This is a genomic window from Salinispora tropica CNB-440 (genome assembly GCF_000016425.1).
GTDB lineage: Bacteria > Actinomycetota > Actinomycetes > Mycobacteriales > Micromonosporaceae > Micromonospora > Micromonospora tropica.
This window is the reverse complement of record NC_009380.1, coordinates 3,780,120-3,793,930: the sequence shown is the minus strand read 5'-3', so window position 1 is coordinate 3,793,930 and position 13,811 is coordinate 3,780,120. Positions and strand designations below refer to the sequence as shown.

15 protein-coding genes are annotated in these 13,811 nt (G+C 69.8%); 7 read left to right on the top strand and 8 right to left on the bottom strand.

Annotation, left to right across the window (positions count from 1 at the left end):
* Positions 1-198: 198 nt before the first annotated feature.
* From STROP_RS16570 to nadA, 3 genes are all read right to left on the bottom strand, one after another.
* Complete coding sequence (locus STROP_RS16570; protein WP_018830583.1) at positions 199-792, bottom strand: DUF3043 domain-containing protein; 594 nt, start codon at positions 790-792, stop codon at positions 199-201.
* 92 nt (positions 793-884) lie between these two features.
* Entirely contained in the window at positions 885-2,240 is a 1,356-nt protein-coding gene (gene murA, locus STROP_RS16565) for a UDP-N-acetylglucosamine 1-carboxyvinyltransferase (RefSeq protein ID WP_026275110.1), read from the bottom strand.
* A gap of 207 nt (positions 2,241-2,447) precedes the next feature.
* Complete coding sequence (gene nadA, locus STROP_RS16560; protein WP_012014517.1) at positions 2,448-3,650, bottom strand: quinolinate synthase NadA; 1,203 nt, start codon at positions 3,648-3,650, stop codon at positions 2,448-2,450.
* 67 nt (positions 3,651-3,717) lie between these two features.
* On the opposite strand from nadA, the gene STROP_RS16555 reads away from it, so the two are divergent.
* From STROP_RS16555 to STROP_RS16545, 3 genes are all read left to right on the top strand, one after another.
* Positions 3,718-4,854 (top strand): glycerate kinase family protein, encoded by a 1,137-nt coding sequence (locus tag STROP_RS16555; protein ID WP_012014516.1) that lies wholly within the window; start codon positions 3,718-3,720, stop codon positions 4,852-4,854.
* A gap of 137 nt (positions 4,855-4,991) precedes the next feature.
* Entirely contained in the window at positions 4,992-5,354 is a 363-nt protein-coding gene (gene erpA, locus STROP_RS16550; protein ID WP_012014515.1) for an iron-sulfur cluster insertion protein ErpA, read from the top strand.
* Between the two features lie 156 nt (positions 5,355-5,510).
* Complete coding sequence (locus STROP_RS16545; RefSeq protein ID WP_012014514.1) at positions 5,511-6,488, top strand: carbohydrate kinase family protein; 978 nt, start codon at positions 5,511-5,513, stop codon at positions 6,486-6,488.
* 32 nt (positions 6,489-6,520) lie between these two features.
* On the opposite strand, the gene STROP_RS16540 is transcribed toward STROP_RS16545, so the two are convergent.
* Together STROP_RS16540 and STROP_RS16535 are read right to left on the bottom strand one after the other, a co-directional pair.
* Complete coding sequence (locus STROP_RS16540; protein ID WP_012014513.1) at positions 6,521-6,751, bottom strand: sulfurtransferase TusA family protein; 231 nt, start codon at positions 6,749-6,751, stop codon at positions 6,521-6,523.
* Positions 6,748-7,899: a cysteine desulfurase family protein gene (locus STROP_RS16535; protein ID WP_026275109.1), complete on the bottom strand. Its 1,152-nt coding sequence runs from the start codon at positions 7,897-7,899 to the stop codon at positions 6,748-6,750. Before STROP_RS16535 ends, STROP_RS16540 begins: the two co-directional genes overlap by 4 nt.
* A 195-nt stretch (positions 7,900-8,094) precedes the next feature.
* Here STROP_RS16535 and ctaC point away from each other — a divergent pair, with 195 nt between their 5' ends.
* Both ctaC and STROP_RS16525 read left to right on the top strand, forming a co-directional pair.
* Positions 8,095-9,066 carry an aa3-type cytochrome oxidase subunit II gene (gene ctaC / locus STROP_RS16530; protein WP_012014511.1) on the top strand — a complete coding sequence of 324 codons (972 nt, stop codon included), beginning with the start codon at positions 8,095-8,097 and terminating at the stop codon, positions 9,064-9,066.
* A gap of 10 nt (positions 9,067-9,076) precedes the next feature.
* Positions 9,077-9,502 carry a cytochrome c oxidase subunit 4 gene (locus STROP_RS16525; protein ID WP_012014510.1) on the top strand — a complete coding sequence of 142 codons (426 nt, stop codon included), beginning with the start codon at positions 9,077-9,079 and terminating at the stop codon, positions 9,500-9,502.
* A gap of 95 nt (positions 9,503-9,597) precedes the next feature.
* On the opposite strand, the gene trpD is transcribed toward STROP_RS16525, so the two are convergent.
* The 3 genes from trpD to STROP_RS16510 all read right to left on the bottom strand — a co-directional run bounded on the left by trpD (position 9,598) and on the right by STROP_RS16510 (position 12,185).
* On the bottom strand, positions 9,598-10,659 hold the full coding sequence (trpD, locus tag STROP_RS16520) for an anthranilate phosphoribosyltransferase (RefSeq protein WP_012014509.1): 1,062 nt from the start codon (positions 10,657-10,659) through the stop codon (positions 9,598-9,600).
* A 79-nt stretch (positions 10,660-10,738) separates the two neighbouring features.
* Positions 10,739-11,134 (bottom strand): response regulator, encoded by a 396-nt coding sequence (locus STROP_RS16515; protein ID WP_012014508.1) that lies wholly within the window; start codon positions 11,132-11,134, stop codon positions 10,739-10,741.
* Between the two features lie 82 nt (positions 11,135-11,216).
* On the bottom strand, positions 11,217-12,185 hold the full coding sequence (locus STROP_RS16510) for a cytochrome c oxidase assembly protein (protein ID WP_012014507.1): 969 nt from the start codon (positions 12,183-12,185) through the stop codon (positions 11,217-11,219).
* A gap of 107 nt (positions 12,186-12,292) precedes the next feature.
* Between STROP_RS16510 and ctaE the strand changes: the two genes are divergently transcribed.
* Both ctaE and qcrC read left to right on the top strand, forming a co-directional pair.
* The gene (gene ctaE, locus STROP_RS16505; RefSeq protein WP_012014506.1) at positions 12,293-12,892 is read left to right on the top strand and encodes an aa3-type cytochrome oxidase subunit III; all 600 of its coding nucleotides are present in this window, start codon (positions 12,293-12,295) and stop codon (positions 12,890-12,892) included.
* Positions 12,893-12,964: 72 nt separating this feature from the next.
* Positions 12,965-13,798: a cytochrome bc1 complex diheme cytochrome c subunit gene (gene qcrC / locus STROP_RS16500; RefSeq protein ID WP_012014505.1), complete on the top strand. Its 834-nt coding sequence runs from the start codon at positions 12,965-12,967 to the stop codon at positions 13,796-13,798.
* Positions 13,799-13,811 lie beyond the last annotated feature (13 nt).

Genomic DNA, 13,811 nt, shown 5'->3' with positions numbered 1-13,811 from the left:
GCGCGGGACCCAAACGTTATCCCATGTTCCGGAAATTTGGGCTATAACCGGACCAGGTTTCGGTATCCGGGCGGCTGGCGACAGGTACTCGTGACTGCCGGGGCCGGGTGCGGCAGCATCAGCGCCCAGCCGGGTGTCGGGAGGGCGTCGGGCCGAGGTGTCGGGAGGGGGCGGGCGGGTGCCCGACGGCGGGTGCCGTCAGACCGGATCGCCGATGGCGACCCGGGGTGCGGGGGCCCGCATCCGGCGGAAGGTGATCGACCGCATGATTGCGTAGAGGTAGAGCGATCCCAGCCGCTGCCCGGTGTTCGGAAAACGATCCCGGACCAGCTTCTTGATCTTTCGTGAGATCAGGATCGAGTCGATGATCAAGGCGAAGGCGAGCGCCACCCACAGGATGTTGGAGGCGAGCCGGACCTCCGGCGGCATCGCCTGGTTCGAGCCGAGCAGCACGATCAGCGCGCCACTGAAGAACCAGGTGCCCACCGTGCGTCGGGAATCGACCACGTTGCGGGCGAGCAGGCGCTCCGGCCCCCGGTCTCGGGGGCCGCCCTCGCGTCGGAACTCGGCGGCCGCCTCGGCGCGCAGCCGGCGGCGCTCCTCGCGTCGCTCTTCTTTGCTCAGCGACTTGACCGCCGTGGTGGGACGTCGGCCGATGCTGGGCCGTTTGGGTGTCTCGCGCCCCTTCGCCGGCGTGTAGCCCCGAGGGTGGGCGGCGGACTCCTCCTCGGGCGTCACCGCCCTGGTGGACTCCTCGAGCAGGTCAGTGGCTTTACGACGAAACAGGGGCACGTGGCAAGCGTAGCCAAACGTCCGCGCCCGGTGCACATCGCGGTGCGCCGGGCGCGGGCGTCAGGAGCAGGCGGTGCCGCCGGGGGGATGGGTCACGGTCGCTCGACGTGCGCGCCCAGGTCGGCGAGCTTCGCCTCGAAGTCCTCGTAACCGCGGTTGATGAGGTCGACGCCATACACCCGGGAGGTGCCCTCGGCGGCGAGCGCCGCGATGAGGTGGCTGAAACCGGCTCGCAGGTCGGGGATGACCAGATCGGCGGCGTGCAACTTACTCGGCCCGGCGATGACCGCCGAGTGCTTGAAGTTGCGCCGGCCGAAGCGACACGGCGTGCCGCCCAGGCAGTCCCGGTAGACCTGGATGTTCGCACCCATCGAGTTCAGCGCCGAGGTGTAGCCGAGTCGCTGTTCGTACACGGTTTCGTGAACGATCGAGAGCCCGCGGGCCTGGGTCAGTGCCACGACCAGCGGTTGCTGCCAGTCGGTCATGAAGCCCGGGTGCACGTCGGTCTCCAGCGCGACCGATTTCAGCTCCCCGCCCGGGTGCCAGAATCGGATGCCGCCCTCCTGCCCGGGGTCGTTCAGCCGGGGTGGGCGGGCGTCGGTGACCTCGTACTCGCCGCCGACCGAGCGGAAGATGTTGAGGAACGTCATCATGTCGGCCTGCTCCGCGCCCAGCACCTCGACGTGGCCGCGGGTGGCCAGCGCGGCGGCGGCCCAGCTGGCCGCCTCGATCCGGTCCGGGATCGGGCGGTGCGAGTAGCCGTGGAGTTTCGGCACGCCCTGGATCTCGATCACCCGGTCGGTGTGCACCTTGATGATCGCGCCCATCTTCTGGAGGACGCAGATCAGGTCGACGATCTCCGGCTCGACCGCCGCGTTGCGCAGCTCGGTGACGCCCTCGGCCATCACCGCGGTCAGCAGCACCTGCTCGGTGGCGCCGACGCTCGGGTAGGGCAGCGCGAACTTCGTGCCGTGTAGGCCGTTCGGCGCCGACAGGTGTAGGCCCTCCGGCTGCTTGTCGACGGTGGCCCCGAACTCGCGCAGCGCCTGGAGGTGGAAGTCGATCGGGCGGGGGCCGATGTGGCAACCGCCGAGGTCCGGGATGAAGGCGTGGCCAAGCCGGTGCAGCAGTGGCCCGCAGAACAGGATCGGGATCCTGCTTGACCCGGCGTGCACGTTGATCTGGTCGGTGCTGGCGCTCTCCACGTTGGCGGGGTCGAGGACCAGCGCGCCGTCCTCGTCGCCATCAGTGACCTTGACTCCGTGTACGCCGAGCAGGCCACGGACGACCTCGACGTCACGGATCTTCGGTAGGTCGTAGAGCCGGCTCGGGCTGTCCCCGAGTAGCGCGGCGACCATCGCCTTGGAGACCAGGTTCTTCGCGCCGCGTACGCGAATTCGCCCTTCCAGCGGAGTGCCTCCGTGTACGACCAGGACGTCGTCGGTCAACGCAACCTCCAGCGCGTCGAGTGGTGCCGGGTATCGGTGGGGTTGGATGTCCTGCGATCCGCGGTGACGGGGTCGGTGACCGGGACACCCACGTGTCGTCGCCCAGGGCAGCATAGCCCTCTGTGACGAAGGCGGAGTCGGTCAGATCGCCCTTGGCGCTACTAATCGGCGTTCTAGCACTTTTTGCGCCAAAGCTACTACGGACAGTTACCGGGCTCCGCTTGGCGGCCGGTTCTCCGTTCCCGGTAGGGCGAGCATCTGGTCCAGCGCCGTCCGGGCCTGATGCGCGGTCTTCGCATCCACCGTGATCTGGTTCACCACCCGGCCGGCAGCCAGCTCCTCCAGGGCCCACACCAGATGGGGTAGATCGATGCGGTTCATCGTCGAGCAGTAGCAGACCGCTCGGTCCAGGAACATCACCTGCTTGTCCGGGTTGGCCAGTGCCAGCCGGCGGACCAGGTTCAGCTCCGTGCCCACCGCCCACGCCGAGCCGGCCGGCGCCGCCTCGATCGTCTTGATGATGTACTCCGTGGATCCGACGAAGTCGGCGGCGCGGACCACCTCGTGCCGGCACTCGGGGTGTACCAGCACGTTGACGCCCGGAACCCGCTCGCGTACGTCGTTGACGCTGTCGAGGGTGAACCGGCCGTGCACCGAGCAGTGCCCCCGCCAAAGAATCATCCGAGCATCACGCAGCTGCTCAGCGGTGAGCCCGCCGTTGGGCTTGTGCGGGTCGTAGAGTACGCAGTCGTCCAGCGAGAAACCCAGCTCCAGAACGGCGGTGTTCCGGCCCAGGTGCTGGTCGGGAAGGAAGAGTACCCGCTGGCCTTGCTGGTACGCCCACTCCAGCGCCCGTCTGGCGTTCGACGAGGTACAGACGACACCGCCGTGGCGCCCGACGAAACCCTTGATGTCCGCCGAGGAGTTCATGTAGGTGACCGGGACGGTGCCTTCGGTGAGGTCGAGGTCGGCAAGGCTCTCCCAGGCCTCCTCGACCTGTGGAAGCGCCGCCATGTCCGCCATCGAACAACCGGCCGCCAGGTCGGGCAGGACAACTTGCTGCTGGTCCGTGGTGAGGATGTCAGCGCTCTCGGCCATGAAGTGCACGCCGCAGAAGACGATGTACTCCGCGTTCGGCCGGGCCGCGGCCTCCCGGGCCAGCTTGAACGAGTCGCCGGTCACGTCGGCGAACTGGATCACCTCGTCGCGTTGGTAGTGGTGGCCCAGCACGAAGACCCGGTCACCCAGCTGTGCCTTCGCCGCCGTCGCACGGGCCACCAGCTCGGGGTCGCTCGGTGCCGGCAGGTCGCCAGGACACTCGACTCCCCGTTCGGTAGCCGGATCGCTGCCCCGACCGAGCAGGAGGAGCGCGGTGGCGGTGGCGGAAGGTTCAACCCAGGTTGACGTCACGCCCCTATGGTTCCACAGCACCGGTGCGTGGCGACTCTCGCCGGTGTGTGCTGCCACACTGCTCGCCATGCGTGTGCTGCTCTGCCCGGACAAGTTCGCCGGCACCCTGTCGGCTCCGGAGGTGGCTGCCGCCGTGGCCGATGGCTGGAGATCGGTGGCACCGGACGACGACCTGCTCGTGCACCCCCTAGCCGATGGTGGCCCCGGGTTTCTGGACGTGTTGGCCGGGGCGGTGGACGCACGCCGGGTTCCGGTACCGACCGTCGACCCTCTCGGCCGTCCGACGGCCGGTGCGATCCTGCTCACCCCGGCCGGTACCGGGTACGTGGAGAGTGCTCAGGCCTGCGGTCTGCACCTGCTCGCCCCGGCCGAGCGCGACCCGAGGCGCACCACCTCGTACGGAGTGGGGCTGCTGGTGGCCGCCGCCGTCGAGTGCGGTGCTTCCGAGGTGGTCATCGGGCTCGGTGGCTCGGCCACCAATGACGCCGGCGCGGGCCTGCTCGCCGCCCTCGGCGCGACATCACTGGATGGCGCCGGCGCGGCCCTGCCGTACGGGGGAGCGGCGCTGGCCGCCGTCGCGGCGCTGGACGGCGCGCCCCGGCTGCGGGGGGCCCGGCTGGTCGCCGCCACGGACGTGGACATCCCGCTACTCGGGATCCATGGGGCGAGCAACGTCTTCGGCCCGCAGAAGGGCGCCGACCGGGCGGACGTCCTGCTGCTCGACGCGGCGCTGGAGCGCTTCGCCGCGGTCCTCGAACGGGACCTGTCCGGCTGCCCCGATGGCCTGGGCGCCCTGCCCGGTGGCGGGGCGGCCGGTGGGCTGGGCGCGGCGGTGCTCGCCCTCGGCGGCCGGTGTGAGTCGGGGATCGGCCTGGTCGCCCGCGCCGTCGGGCTGGACACCGTGCTGGATACCGCCGATCTGGTGATCACCGGCGAGGGCTCGTTTGATCAGCAGTCCCTGCGCGGCAAGGTGGTCGCCGGGGTGGCCGGTGCGGCCCGGGACCGGGGCGTGCCGTGCGTGGTGCTGGCGGGGCGGGTGGGCGCGGGTCGACGGGAGGCTGCCGCGGCGGGCGTCACCGAGGCGCACAGCCTCGTCGAGCACTACGGCGGGGAGGAAAACGGCGGGGTTGAGGCGGCGATCGGACGGCCGGCCAGCGGGCTGCGGGCCCTGGCGGCCCGGCTGGCCCGGCAGTGGAGCCGCTGACCGGCCCGATGCGGGCCCCGTCACCTGGGTGATCCGGTAGCGAGCGGCCTACAATCGAAAGCCGGACCGCAGTGGGAATCGTTGACCGACGGTGTTGGCCACGACGACCACACCTTACGTGTGCAGGGAGATTCCACGTGACCACGCCAGCGCAGACCGAGTCGACCGAGGCCTCCACGGCCGTCATCCTCACCGACGTCGCGGCCCAGAAGGTCAAGGCTCTGATCGAGCAGGAGGGCCGTGATGACCTGCGGCTCCGGGTCGCGGTGCAGCCGGGTGGCTGCTCCGGCCTGCGGTACCAGCTCTTCTTCGACGAGCGGTCGCTCGACGGCGATGTCGTCACCGACTTCGACGGGGTGGAGGTCGTCGTCGACCGGATGAGCGCCCCCTACCTGGGCGGCGCCACCATCGACTTCGCCGACCGTATCGACGCGCAGGGCTTCACGATCGACAACCCGAACGCAGGGAACTCCTGCGCCTGCGGCGACTCGTTCAGCTGACCGGTTTTCCGGCGGGCCGGCCCCCGTTTTCCAGCACGGGACCGGCCCCCCGGCGGTTGGTACGGGGGTTGCTGATGGCTCAGCTGAACGGTTACCTCGGGGTAGCCGGAGCGGTAGGCTGACCGACGCCCCGCTCCCGACACCCCAAGGGATGACATGAAGATCGCCGTGACCGGCTCGATCGCGACTGACCATCTGATGAGCTTCCCCGGCCGTTTCGCCGAGCAGTTCATCGCCGACCAGCTGGACAAAGTGTCGCTCTCCTTCCTGGTGGACGACCTTGTGCTCCGCCGGGGCGGGGTAGCCGCCAACATCGCCTTCGGCATGGGCCAGCTCGGCCTGCGGCCGGTTCTGGTGGGCGCGGTGGGCGCCGACTTCGCCGACTACCGTTCCTGGCTGGAGCGGCACGGCGTCGACTGCGACTCGGTGCACGTGAGCGAGATCGCCCACACCGCCCGCTTCGTCTGCACCACCGACACCGAGATGTGCCAGATCGCCTCCTTCTACGCAGGGGCGATGAGCGAGGCGCGCAACATCGAGCTGGAGCCGATCGCCGACCGGTCCGGCGGCCTCGACCTGGTGCTGGTCGGTGCCAACGACCCGGAGGCGATGCTGCGCCACTCCGCCGAGTGCCGGGCGCGGGGATACGCGTTCGCGGCCGACCCCTCCCAGCAGCTGGCCCGGATGCCCGGTGAGGATGTCGTCGCGCTGGTTGAGGGCGCCGAGTACCTGATGACCAACGAGTACGAGAAGTCGCTGCTACAGAGCAAGGCCGGCCTCAGTGACGAGGAGCTGCTCGACTTGGTCAAGGTGCGGGTGACCACCTTGGGCAAGCAGGGTGTGGAGATCGCCGGACGGGACGTGGATCCGATCCATGTGCCGATCGCCCGAGAGATCCGCGCCATCGACCCGACGGGAGTCGGCGACGGGTTCCGGGCCGGCTTCTTCGCCGCGCTCTCCTGGGGCCTTGGGCTGGAGCGGGCCGCCCAGGTCGGCTCGTTGCTCGCCACCCTCGTGCTGGAGGCGGTCGGCACCCAGGAGTACCAGCTCCGCCGGGACCTCTTCGTCAAGCGGCTCGCCGAGTCGTACGGCGACGCGGCTGCCGAAGAGGTTCGCCCGCACCTGGTGCCGTGATCTCACGCCGGCGCTGGCCCCGGGCCTCGGGGTCAGCGCCGGCGGCGAACGTCGAATCCCGGGCCGTCGGGACCGTCCACCCGGCCCACGAACTCCTGACCTCGAAGTCGGCACCAGGCGGGCAGGTCCACCGCGGCGGCCGGATCGTCGGCCAGCACCCGGACGAGGGTGCCCACCGGCAGCTCGGGCAGGCGGCGGGCCACCGCGATCACCGGTAGGGGGCAGCGCTGCCCCCGGCAGTCGACTACCTCGGGCGCCGTCACAGCCCCACCACGCCCGCCTCGGCCCGCAGTGCGGTCACGATCCCCGGCAGCTCGGTCAGGAACCGCTCCACGTCGGCCTCGGTCGTGTCCTGGTGCAGCGAGACCCGAACATTGCCGTGCGACAACACTCCCATCGCCGCCAGCACGTGCGACGGGCGTAGCGTCGACGACGTGCACGACGACCCGGAGGAGACGGCGAAGCCGCGCCGGTCCAACGCGTGCAGCAGCGCCTCACCATCGACGTAGAGGCAGGAGAAGGTCACCAGGTGCGGCAGTCGATGTTCGGGATCACCGACCACCTCCACATCCGGCACGTCGGTCGCTACCCGGGCCCGGATCCGGTCCACCAGGCGGGCGAGTCGGGCCGCCCGTGCGTCCGCGTCGGCCGCCGCCGCGCGCAGACTCGCCGCCGCCGCGACGACCGCCGGTAGGTTCACCACCCCCGGGGTCCGCCCCGACTCGCGTTCGTCCACCGGCCACGGCGACTCCCAGCGGGTGCCCTTGCGAACCACCAACACGCCGACTCCCGGCGGTCCGCCCCACTTGTGGGCGCTCGCGGTCAGCACCGACCAGCCTGCCGGCACCGGCACATGCCCGACCACCTGCGCTGCGTCAACGTAGAGCGGCACGCCGGCGGTGGCGCAGGCGGCACCGGCTTCGGCGACCGGCTGCACGGTGCCGACCTCGTGGCTCGCGGCGATCAGGGCGGCGAGCGCGGTGCCGGACGCGCCGACCGCCGCCGACCAGGCGTCCAGATCGATCCGGCCAGTCCGGTCGACCGGGACCGACGTCGCCGTGCCGCCCCCGGCTACGTGCCGCTCGGCGGCGTGTAGCACTGCCGAGTGTTCGATCGCCGAGTGCACCAGGCCGGACCCGGTCCGGCGACGTCCGGAGAGCCCGCCAAGGACGGCCGAGTGCGCGGCAGCGGTACCGCTCGGGGTGAAGGAGAGCTCGTCCGGTCGAACGCCGAGGGTGGCCGCGGCGGCCTCCCGCGCCGCGTCGAGGAGTTGACGCGCACGTCGAGCCTGGGTGTAGAGCCGTTGTGGGTCGGCCCAGCCGTCGTCGAGGGCGGCCAGCAGGGCCTGTCGGGCGACAGGGTGCAGTGGCGCGGCGGAGGCGGCGTCCAGGTAGACCGGAGAGGCGTTCACGGAACCCCACGCTATCGTCTCGCCTGTCTCGAGATCACCCTGATGGGGGCGGACAACCACCCCAATCGGGTCCAGCCGGTCCTGGTCGAGTAATCTGCGACCGTCGGTGACGCCTTTGCCGCCGGTGCTGTAGCTCCGCCCGGCGGAGGCCGGCAGACCAGATGACACGGCGGCGCGCTAGGGAGGCAGGACCAGGTGGTCGCAAGGAGTTCGGACGTACGGCCGTCGGCCGTACGGCACAGCGCGTACCCGGGAGCCGGTGGGCGCCGGGTGCGGGGTGCCGGCCGGCTGGCTGGGCTCGGTCTCGGCGGAGCGGCACTGCTGGTCCTGCTCACGGGCTGCGATGTCGGCGCCGCGTTCGGCGGTTTCGGCTGGCCACAGGGCGGTATCACCCCCGAGGCGAACCGGATGTACGACCTGTGGATCGCCTCGTGTGTCGCGGCGCTTGCGGTCGGCGTGTTCGTGTGGGGCCTCATCTTCTGGTGCGTGGTGCGCTACCGGAAGCGGGGCAACCAGCTGCCGGTGCAGACTCGCTACAACCTGCCGATGGAGTTCCTCTACACCATCGCCCCGATCCTGATCGTGTCCGTGCTCTTCTACTACACGGCGATCGTGCAGACCGACGTGGGCAAGACCTCCCGGAACCCGGATGTCACCGTCGAGGTGGTCGCCTTCAAGTGGAACTGGCAGTTCAACTACCGCGACGGCCAGGGTGTGGAGGCCAACACGGTCGCGTCGGTCCTCGGCACCAGCGAGGTCATCCCGATCCTGGTGTTGCCCTCGGACCGGTCGATCCGCTTCGAGGAGACCAGCCGCGACGTCATCCACTCGTTCTGGGTGCCGGAGATGCTGTTCAAGCGTGACGTCTTCCCCGGTACCATTCGCAATGTCTTCGAGGTCTCCAAGCTTGAGGGTGAGGGCGCGTACGTGGGCCGCTGCGCCGAACTGTGCGGCACCTACCACGCCTTCATGAACTTCGAACTGCGGGTCGTCACGCCGGAGAAGTACGACCAGTTCATCGCCGCCAAGCAGGACGGAAGGTCCACGCAGGAGGCGCTGACCGCAATCGGTGAAGATCCGTACGCGACGACCACCGAGCCGTTCGACACGCGACGCACCGACGCGAACTTCAACCCCGACAAGTCGGCTACCGGCTCGGGTAGCTGAGGGAGCAGGCATGAAGACCGAGTGGCGCATCTTCCTCACTATCGCCGGGTTCCTGCTCTTTGCTACGGCTCTCTACGGGGGCTGGACCTACGGTGACGGCGGCCAGATCGAATGGGTTGGCACGATCGCCCTGCTGTTGAGCTTCCTGCTCTGCCTGATGTGCGGTGGTTTCTTCTGGTTTGTCGCCCGACGAATCGACCTGCGCCCTGAGGACCGGCCCGACGCGGAGATCTCTGACGGCGCGGGCGAGGTGGGCTTCTTCAGCCCGGGCAGCTACTGGCCGTTCGGCATCGCGCTGGCCTCCACCGTCGCCGGTCTTGGTCTCGTGTTCTGGCAGCTCTGGCTGCTGGCTCTCGGCCTGGTAGCGGTCGTCATGGCCGTCTGTGGGCTGCTCTTCGAGTACTACAGTGGCACCCGGCGCACCGCCGAGCACTGACCGCAGTCAGCCGAACGGCCCGCTCCCTGTCGGGAGCGGGCCGTTCGCCGTTGGCTGAGCGGGTCTGGTGTTGGCAGAGCCGGTCTGGTGTTGGCTCAGACGGCCGCCGGCCTTACGGTTTGGGCGACGTCGATCCAGCGCTCCAGAGTGCGGGCCGCGGCGCCGGAGTCGATCGAATCGGCGGCGCGGAGAAGACCGGCCTGTAGCGCCTCGGTCAGGTCTGCGTCCAGGGGCCCCTGGGTGGCGAGCGCTGCGGCAGCGTTGACCAGCACCGCGTCCCGCACCGGCCCGGTCTCCCCGGCCAGTAGGCGGCGTACCGCCTCGGCGTTGTAGGCGACGTCACCGCCGCGTAGGTCGGCGAGGGTGGCCCGGGGTATCCCAAGGTCGGTCGCGTCGAGCAGCGCCTCCCGAACCGTGCCATCCTGTGCCGCCCAGACCCGGGTGGGAGCGGCGGTGGTGAACTCGTCGAGTCCGTCCTCGCCGCGCAGGACGAGCGCCGAGTCACCGCGCGCGGCGAAGACCGCGGCCATGACCGGCGCCATCCGGGCGTCGAAGCAGCCGACCGCGCCAGCTCGGGGACGAGCCGGGTTGGTGAGTGGGCCGAGGAAGTTGAAGGCGGTTGGTACGCCCAACTCCCGTCGGACCGGGCCAGCGTGGCGCATTCCGGGGTGGAACCGGGCGGCGAAGCAGAAGCCGATCCCCGCCTCGGCGACGCAGGTCGCCACCGCCTCGGGGCCCAAGTCCAGGGGTAGTCCGAGGAACTCCAGTACGTCCGCGGTGCCGCAGGACGAGGAAGCGGCCCGGTTGCCGTGCTTGACCACCCGCACGCCGGCTCCGGCGACCACCAGGGAGGCCATGGTGGAGATGTTCACGGTGTGCGCGAGATCGCCACCGGTGCCCACCACATCCACTGCGGTTGCGCGTAGCTCCGCGGGCAGATTGACCGGAACGGCGTGCGTGAGCATCGCCTCGACCAGACCGGCAAGCTCAGTGGGGGTCTCACCCTTGGCCCGCAAGGCGACGGCGAACCCGGCGATCTGCGCCGGGCCCGCCGAGCCGGACATGATCTCACCCATCGCCCAGGCGGTGTCGGCAGTGCAGAGCTCGTCGCCGCGCAGCAGCGCGGCGAGCAGATGCGGCCAGGTCCGTTCGCCCATGGGGGCCTCCCGAGCGGTCCAGGGGTTAGGATCCGGCGCCGGCGGTTCCGGCGCCGAGGCGGTGCCGGAGCGGGGGACGTCAGGTCGGTGCGTGGGTCCGCAGCAGTTCGGCGACGGTCGTGCCGGTGGTCACCGGATCGAGCGGATGCACCAGGGTGGCGTCGGCCTCGGCATAGGCGGCGAGCCATCGGTCGGCGGCACGAGCGAGCACCACGCAGGTGGGTGGGGCGTCGGCCCGGTCGTCCTTGACCTGCCGGGCGATGCCGAGACCGCCGCCCGGGTTGGCCTCGCCGTCCAGGAGTAGGAGATCAAATTCGTAGTCGTCGACCAGTCGGATGCACTCGGCGTAGTCGGACACGTCGACGAACTCGACCGTGAGGCCGGGTGCGGGCCGGGCACCGACGGCGAGTCGCATCCGATCCCGGACCTGTGGGTCGTCACTGTAGAGCAGGACGGTGCACCGACGATCGCTCATTGCTTAACTGGCTCCCACCTCGTAGCTATCTGCCGATCGTACCGGGCGTACTCTGCGGTGCCTCCACGGGCGGTGCTGGCAGTCAGCCCGCCGCCTGGCTGGCCCGCTGTTCGGCCTCCTGGCGGTCCAGCTCGCGGTCGATTCGGCGGGCCTCCCGTTCGGCCTGGCGCATCCATCGCGCGACCAGCACCGCCAGCATGGTGACGCTGACGAACTCGCCGCCGGCCCAGAGGATGCCGCCGGCGATCAGCTGGTCCTCCCATGGGTCGGCCCAGGTCAGGCCGAGCGAGGGGTGCCAGTCGCCACCGAAGAGGGCGGTCGACTGCATGATGGTGAGCCCGAGCACGGTGTAGAACGGCACGGAGAGCAGCATCAGCAGCGCCCGGCCCGGGTAGGGCCAGCGGTGCGGCAGCGGGTCGAGCCCGAGTAGTGGCCAGAAGAAGACGCACCCGATCAGGAGGACGTGCGCGTGGACCAACTCGTGCGCCCACGCGTGCTCGAGCGTATAGCGGTACAGGTCGGTGAAGTAGAGGGCGAACGGGGTGACCATGAAGATCGCGAAGGCGACCAGGGGGTGGCTGTAGAGCCGGGTGATCCGGCTGTGCACGAGTGTCAGCAGCCGCTCGCGAGGGCGCTGTGGCAGCGCCTGTAGCGCCAGCGTGACCGGGGCGCCCAGCGCCAGGAAGATCGGTGCCACCATCGAGAGCACCATGTACTGCGCCAGGTGCACCGACAGCAGCGTCGTGTCATAGGCCGCCAGCCCGCTGAGGGTCACCGAGGCGATGCCGCCGAGGCCGGGGCCGAGAAAGAGGAACGTTCGGGCCACCGGCCACCGGTCGCCGCGCACCCGGAGCCGCCGTACGCCGTAGAGGTAGAGTCCGGCTGCGAGCGCCACGCCGACGGCGATCCAGCTGACTGGCTGCACCTCGGTGACGACCGAGGTGAGGGTGAATGGCGGTGGGACGGCCGCGGGTGCCGCCGGTGCGGCCACCGAGGTCGCGGCCGGTGCGGCGACCTCGGTAGCAATGGAGACTCGATCGACGTGCTGCACGTTTTTACCCTAGGTGAGGCTAATCGGACCCCCCCGATCGGGCTGCCCGGAGCACCGGTTTGGGCCCCCGCTGATCGCCGGCCCCGCTCAACGGCAATAATGACCGCGTGACTGCGGCCCCAGCGATTGACAAGAGCCGGATCCACTCCCTGACGCGACCCAACATGGTCAGCGTCGGGACGATCGTGTGGCTCTCCAGTGAACTCATGTTCTTCGCGGCGCTGTTCGCGATGTACTTCTCGATCCGTGCCGCGGCGCCGGAGCAGTGGGCGGAGCACACTCCGCACCTGAATGTTCCGTACGCGACGACGTTCACGGTGATTTTGGTGCTCTCGTCGGTGACCTGCCAGATCGGCGTGTTCGCCGCGGAGAAGGGGGACGTGCACGCCCTGCGGCGCTGGTTCACGATCACCTTCGTGATGGGACTGATCTTCGTACTCGGTCAGCTGAACGAGTACCGGGAGCTGATCCACGAGGGCATCAAGATCAACGAAGACGGCTACGGGTCGATGTTCTACCTCACCACCGGCTTCCACGGTCTCCACGTGGCGGGCGGTCTGGTCGCCTTCGTCATCTTCATGATTCGTACCACCATGGGTCGATTCACGCCGGCGCAGGCGACGTCGGCGATCGTGGTGTCGTACTACTGGCACTTCGTCGATGTGGTGTGGATCGCGCTCTACGCCATGATCTACTGGCTTCAGTGATCTTGGCGCGTCCAGAATCGCGCCGCTGCTTCGTCCCCTCAGGCAAGGTCCAACCGGTTAAGGACACAGGTCATGACTTCTGACAACGACCGCCGACGCGGTCTGTTCGCGCGGCTGCGCGGGCGGCCCGCGGCGCGCAGCAGGGGCCGCCGCCGCCTGGGTGCCGCGGTCCGGCTGCTAGCAGCGCTGATGCTGGCCGGCGGCGCCTACACTGCCTTCGCCCCCAGCGTGCAGGCGCAGGACACACAGATGTCCGGCGCCGCCACGGACGGCAAGGCGCTGTTCAACGAAAGCTGTGTGAGCTGCCACGGTCGCAACGCGCAGGGCGTCGAGGGGCGCGGCCCGAGCCTGGTCGGCGTTGGCTCCGCCTCGGTCGAGTTCCAGGTGGGCACGGGTCGGATGCCGATGGTCCGTCAGGAGGCCCAGGCGCCCCGCAAGCCTCCGGTCTTCAGCGACGATGAGATCCGTCAGCTCGGGCAGTACATCCAGGAGCTTGGCGGCGGCCCGGAGGTGCCGGCCGGCGAGGATCTTCACAAGGGCGGCAACCTCGCCGCCGGTGGTGAACTGTTCCGGATCAACTGCTCGCAGTGTCACGCCTTCGGCGGTGGCGGCGGAGCCCTCTCCTCGGGGAAGTACGCGCCGAGCCTGAAGCCCGCCACCGACCGTCAGATCTACGCCGCGATGCTCAGTGGACCGCAGAACATGCCGGTGTTCGGGGACAACCAGATCACGCCCGAGCAGAAGGCGGACATCATCGCCTACATCCAGGAGAACCTGAACCACAACCAGGACCCGGGTGGCTTCAACCTCGGCCGCTACGGCCCCTCGACCGAGGGCCTGGCGATCTTCCTGGTCGGCATCGTCGCGCTGGTCTTTACCACCCTGTGGATTGCAGGTAAGTCGTGACCGGGCGGCTCCT

Excerpts from the sequence above, each read along its gene's own strand:
- STROP_RS16555 (WP_012014516.1), top strand. The coding sequence starts at position 3,718 with ATGCGTGTGCTGCTCTGCCCGGACAAGTTCGCCGGCACCCTGTCGGCT.
- STROP_RS16545 (WP_012014514.1), top strand. The coding sequence starts at position 5,511 with ATGAAGATCGCCGTGACCGGCTCGATCGCGACTGACCATCTGATGAGC.
- STROP_RS16525 (WP_012014510.1), top strand. The coding sequence starts at position 9,077 with ATGAAGACCGAGTGGCGCATCTTCCTCACTATCGCCGGGTTCCTGCTC.
- trpD (WP_012014509.1), bottom strand. The coding sequence starts at position 10,659 with ATGGGCGAACGGACCTGGCCGCATCTGCTCGCCGCGCTGCTGCGCGGC.
- STROP_RS16515 (WP_012014508.1), bottom strand. The coding sequence starts at position 11,134 with ATGAGCGATCGTCGGTGCACCGTCCTGCTCTACAGTGACGACCCACAG.
- qcrC (WP_012014505.1), top strand. The coding sequence starts at position 12,965 with ATGACTTCTGACAACGACCGCCGACGCGGTCTGTTCGCGCGGCTGCGC.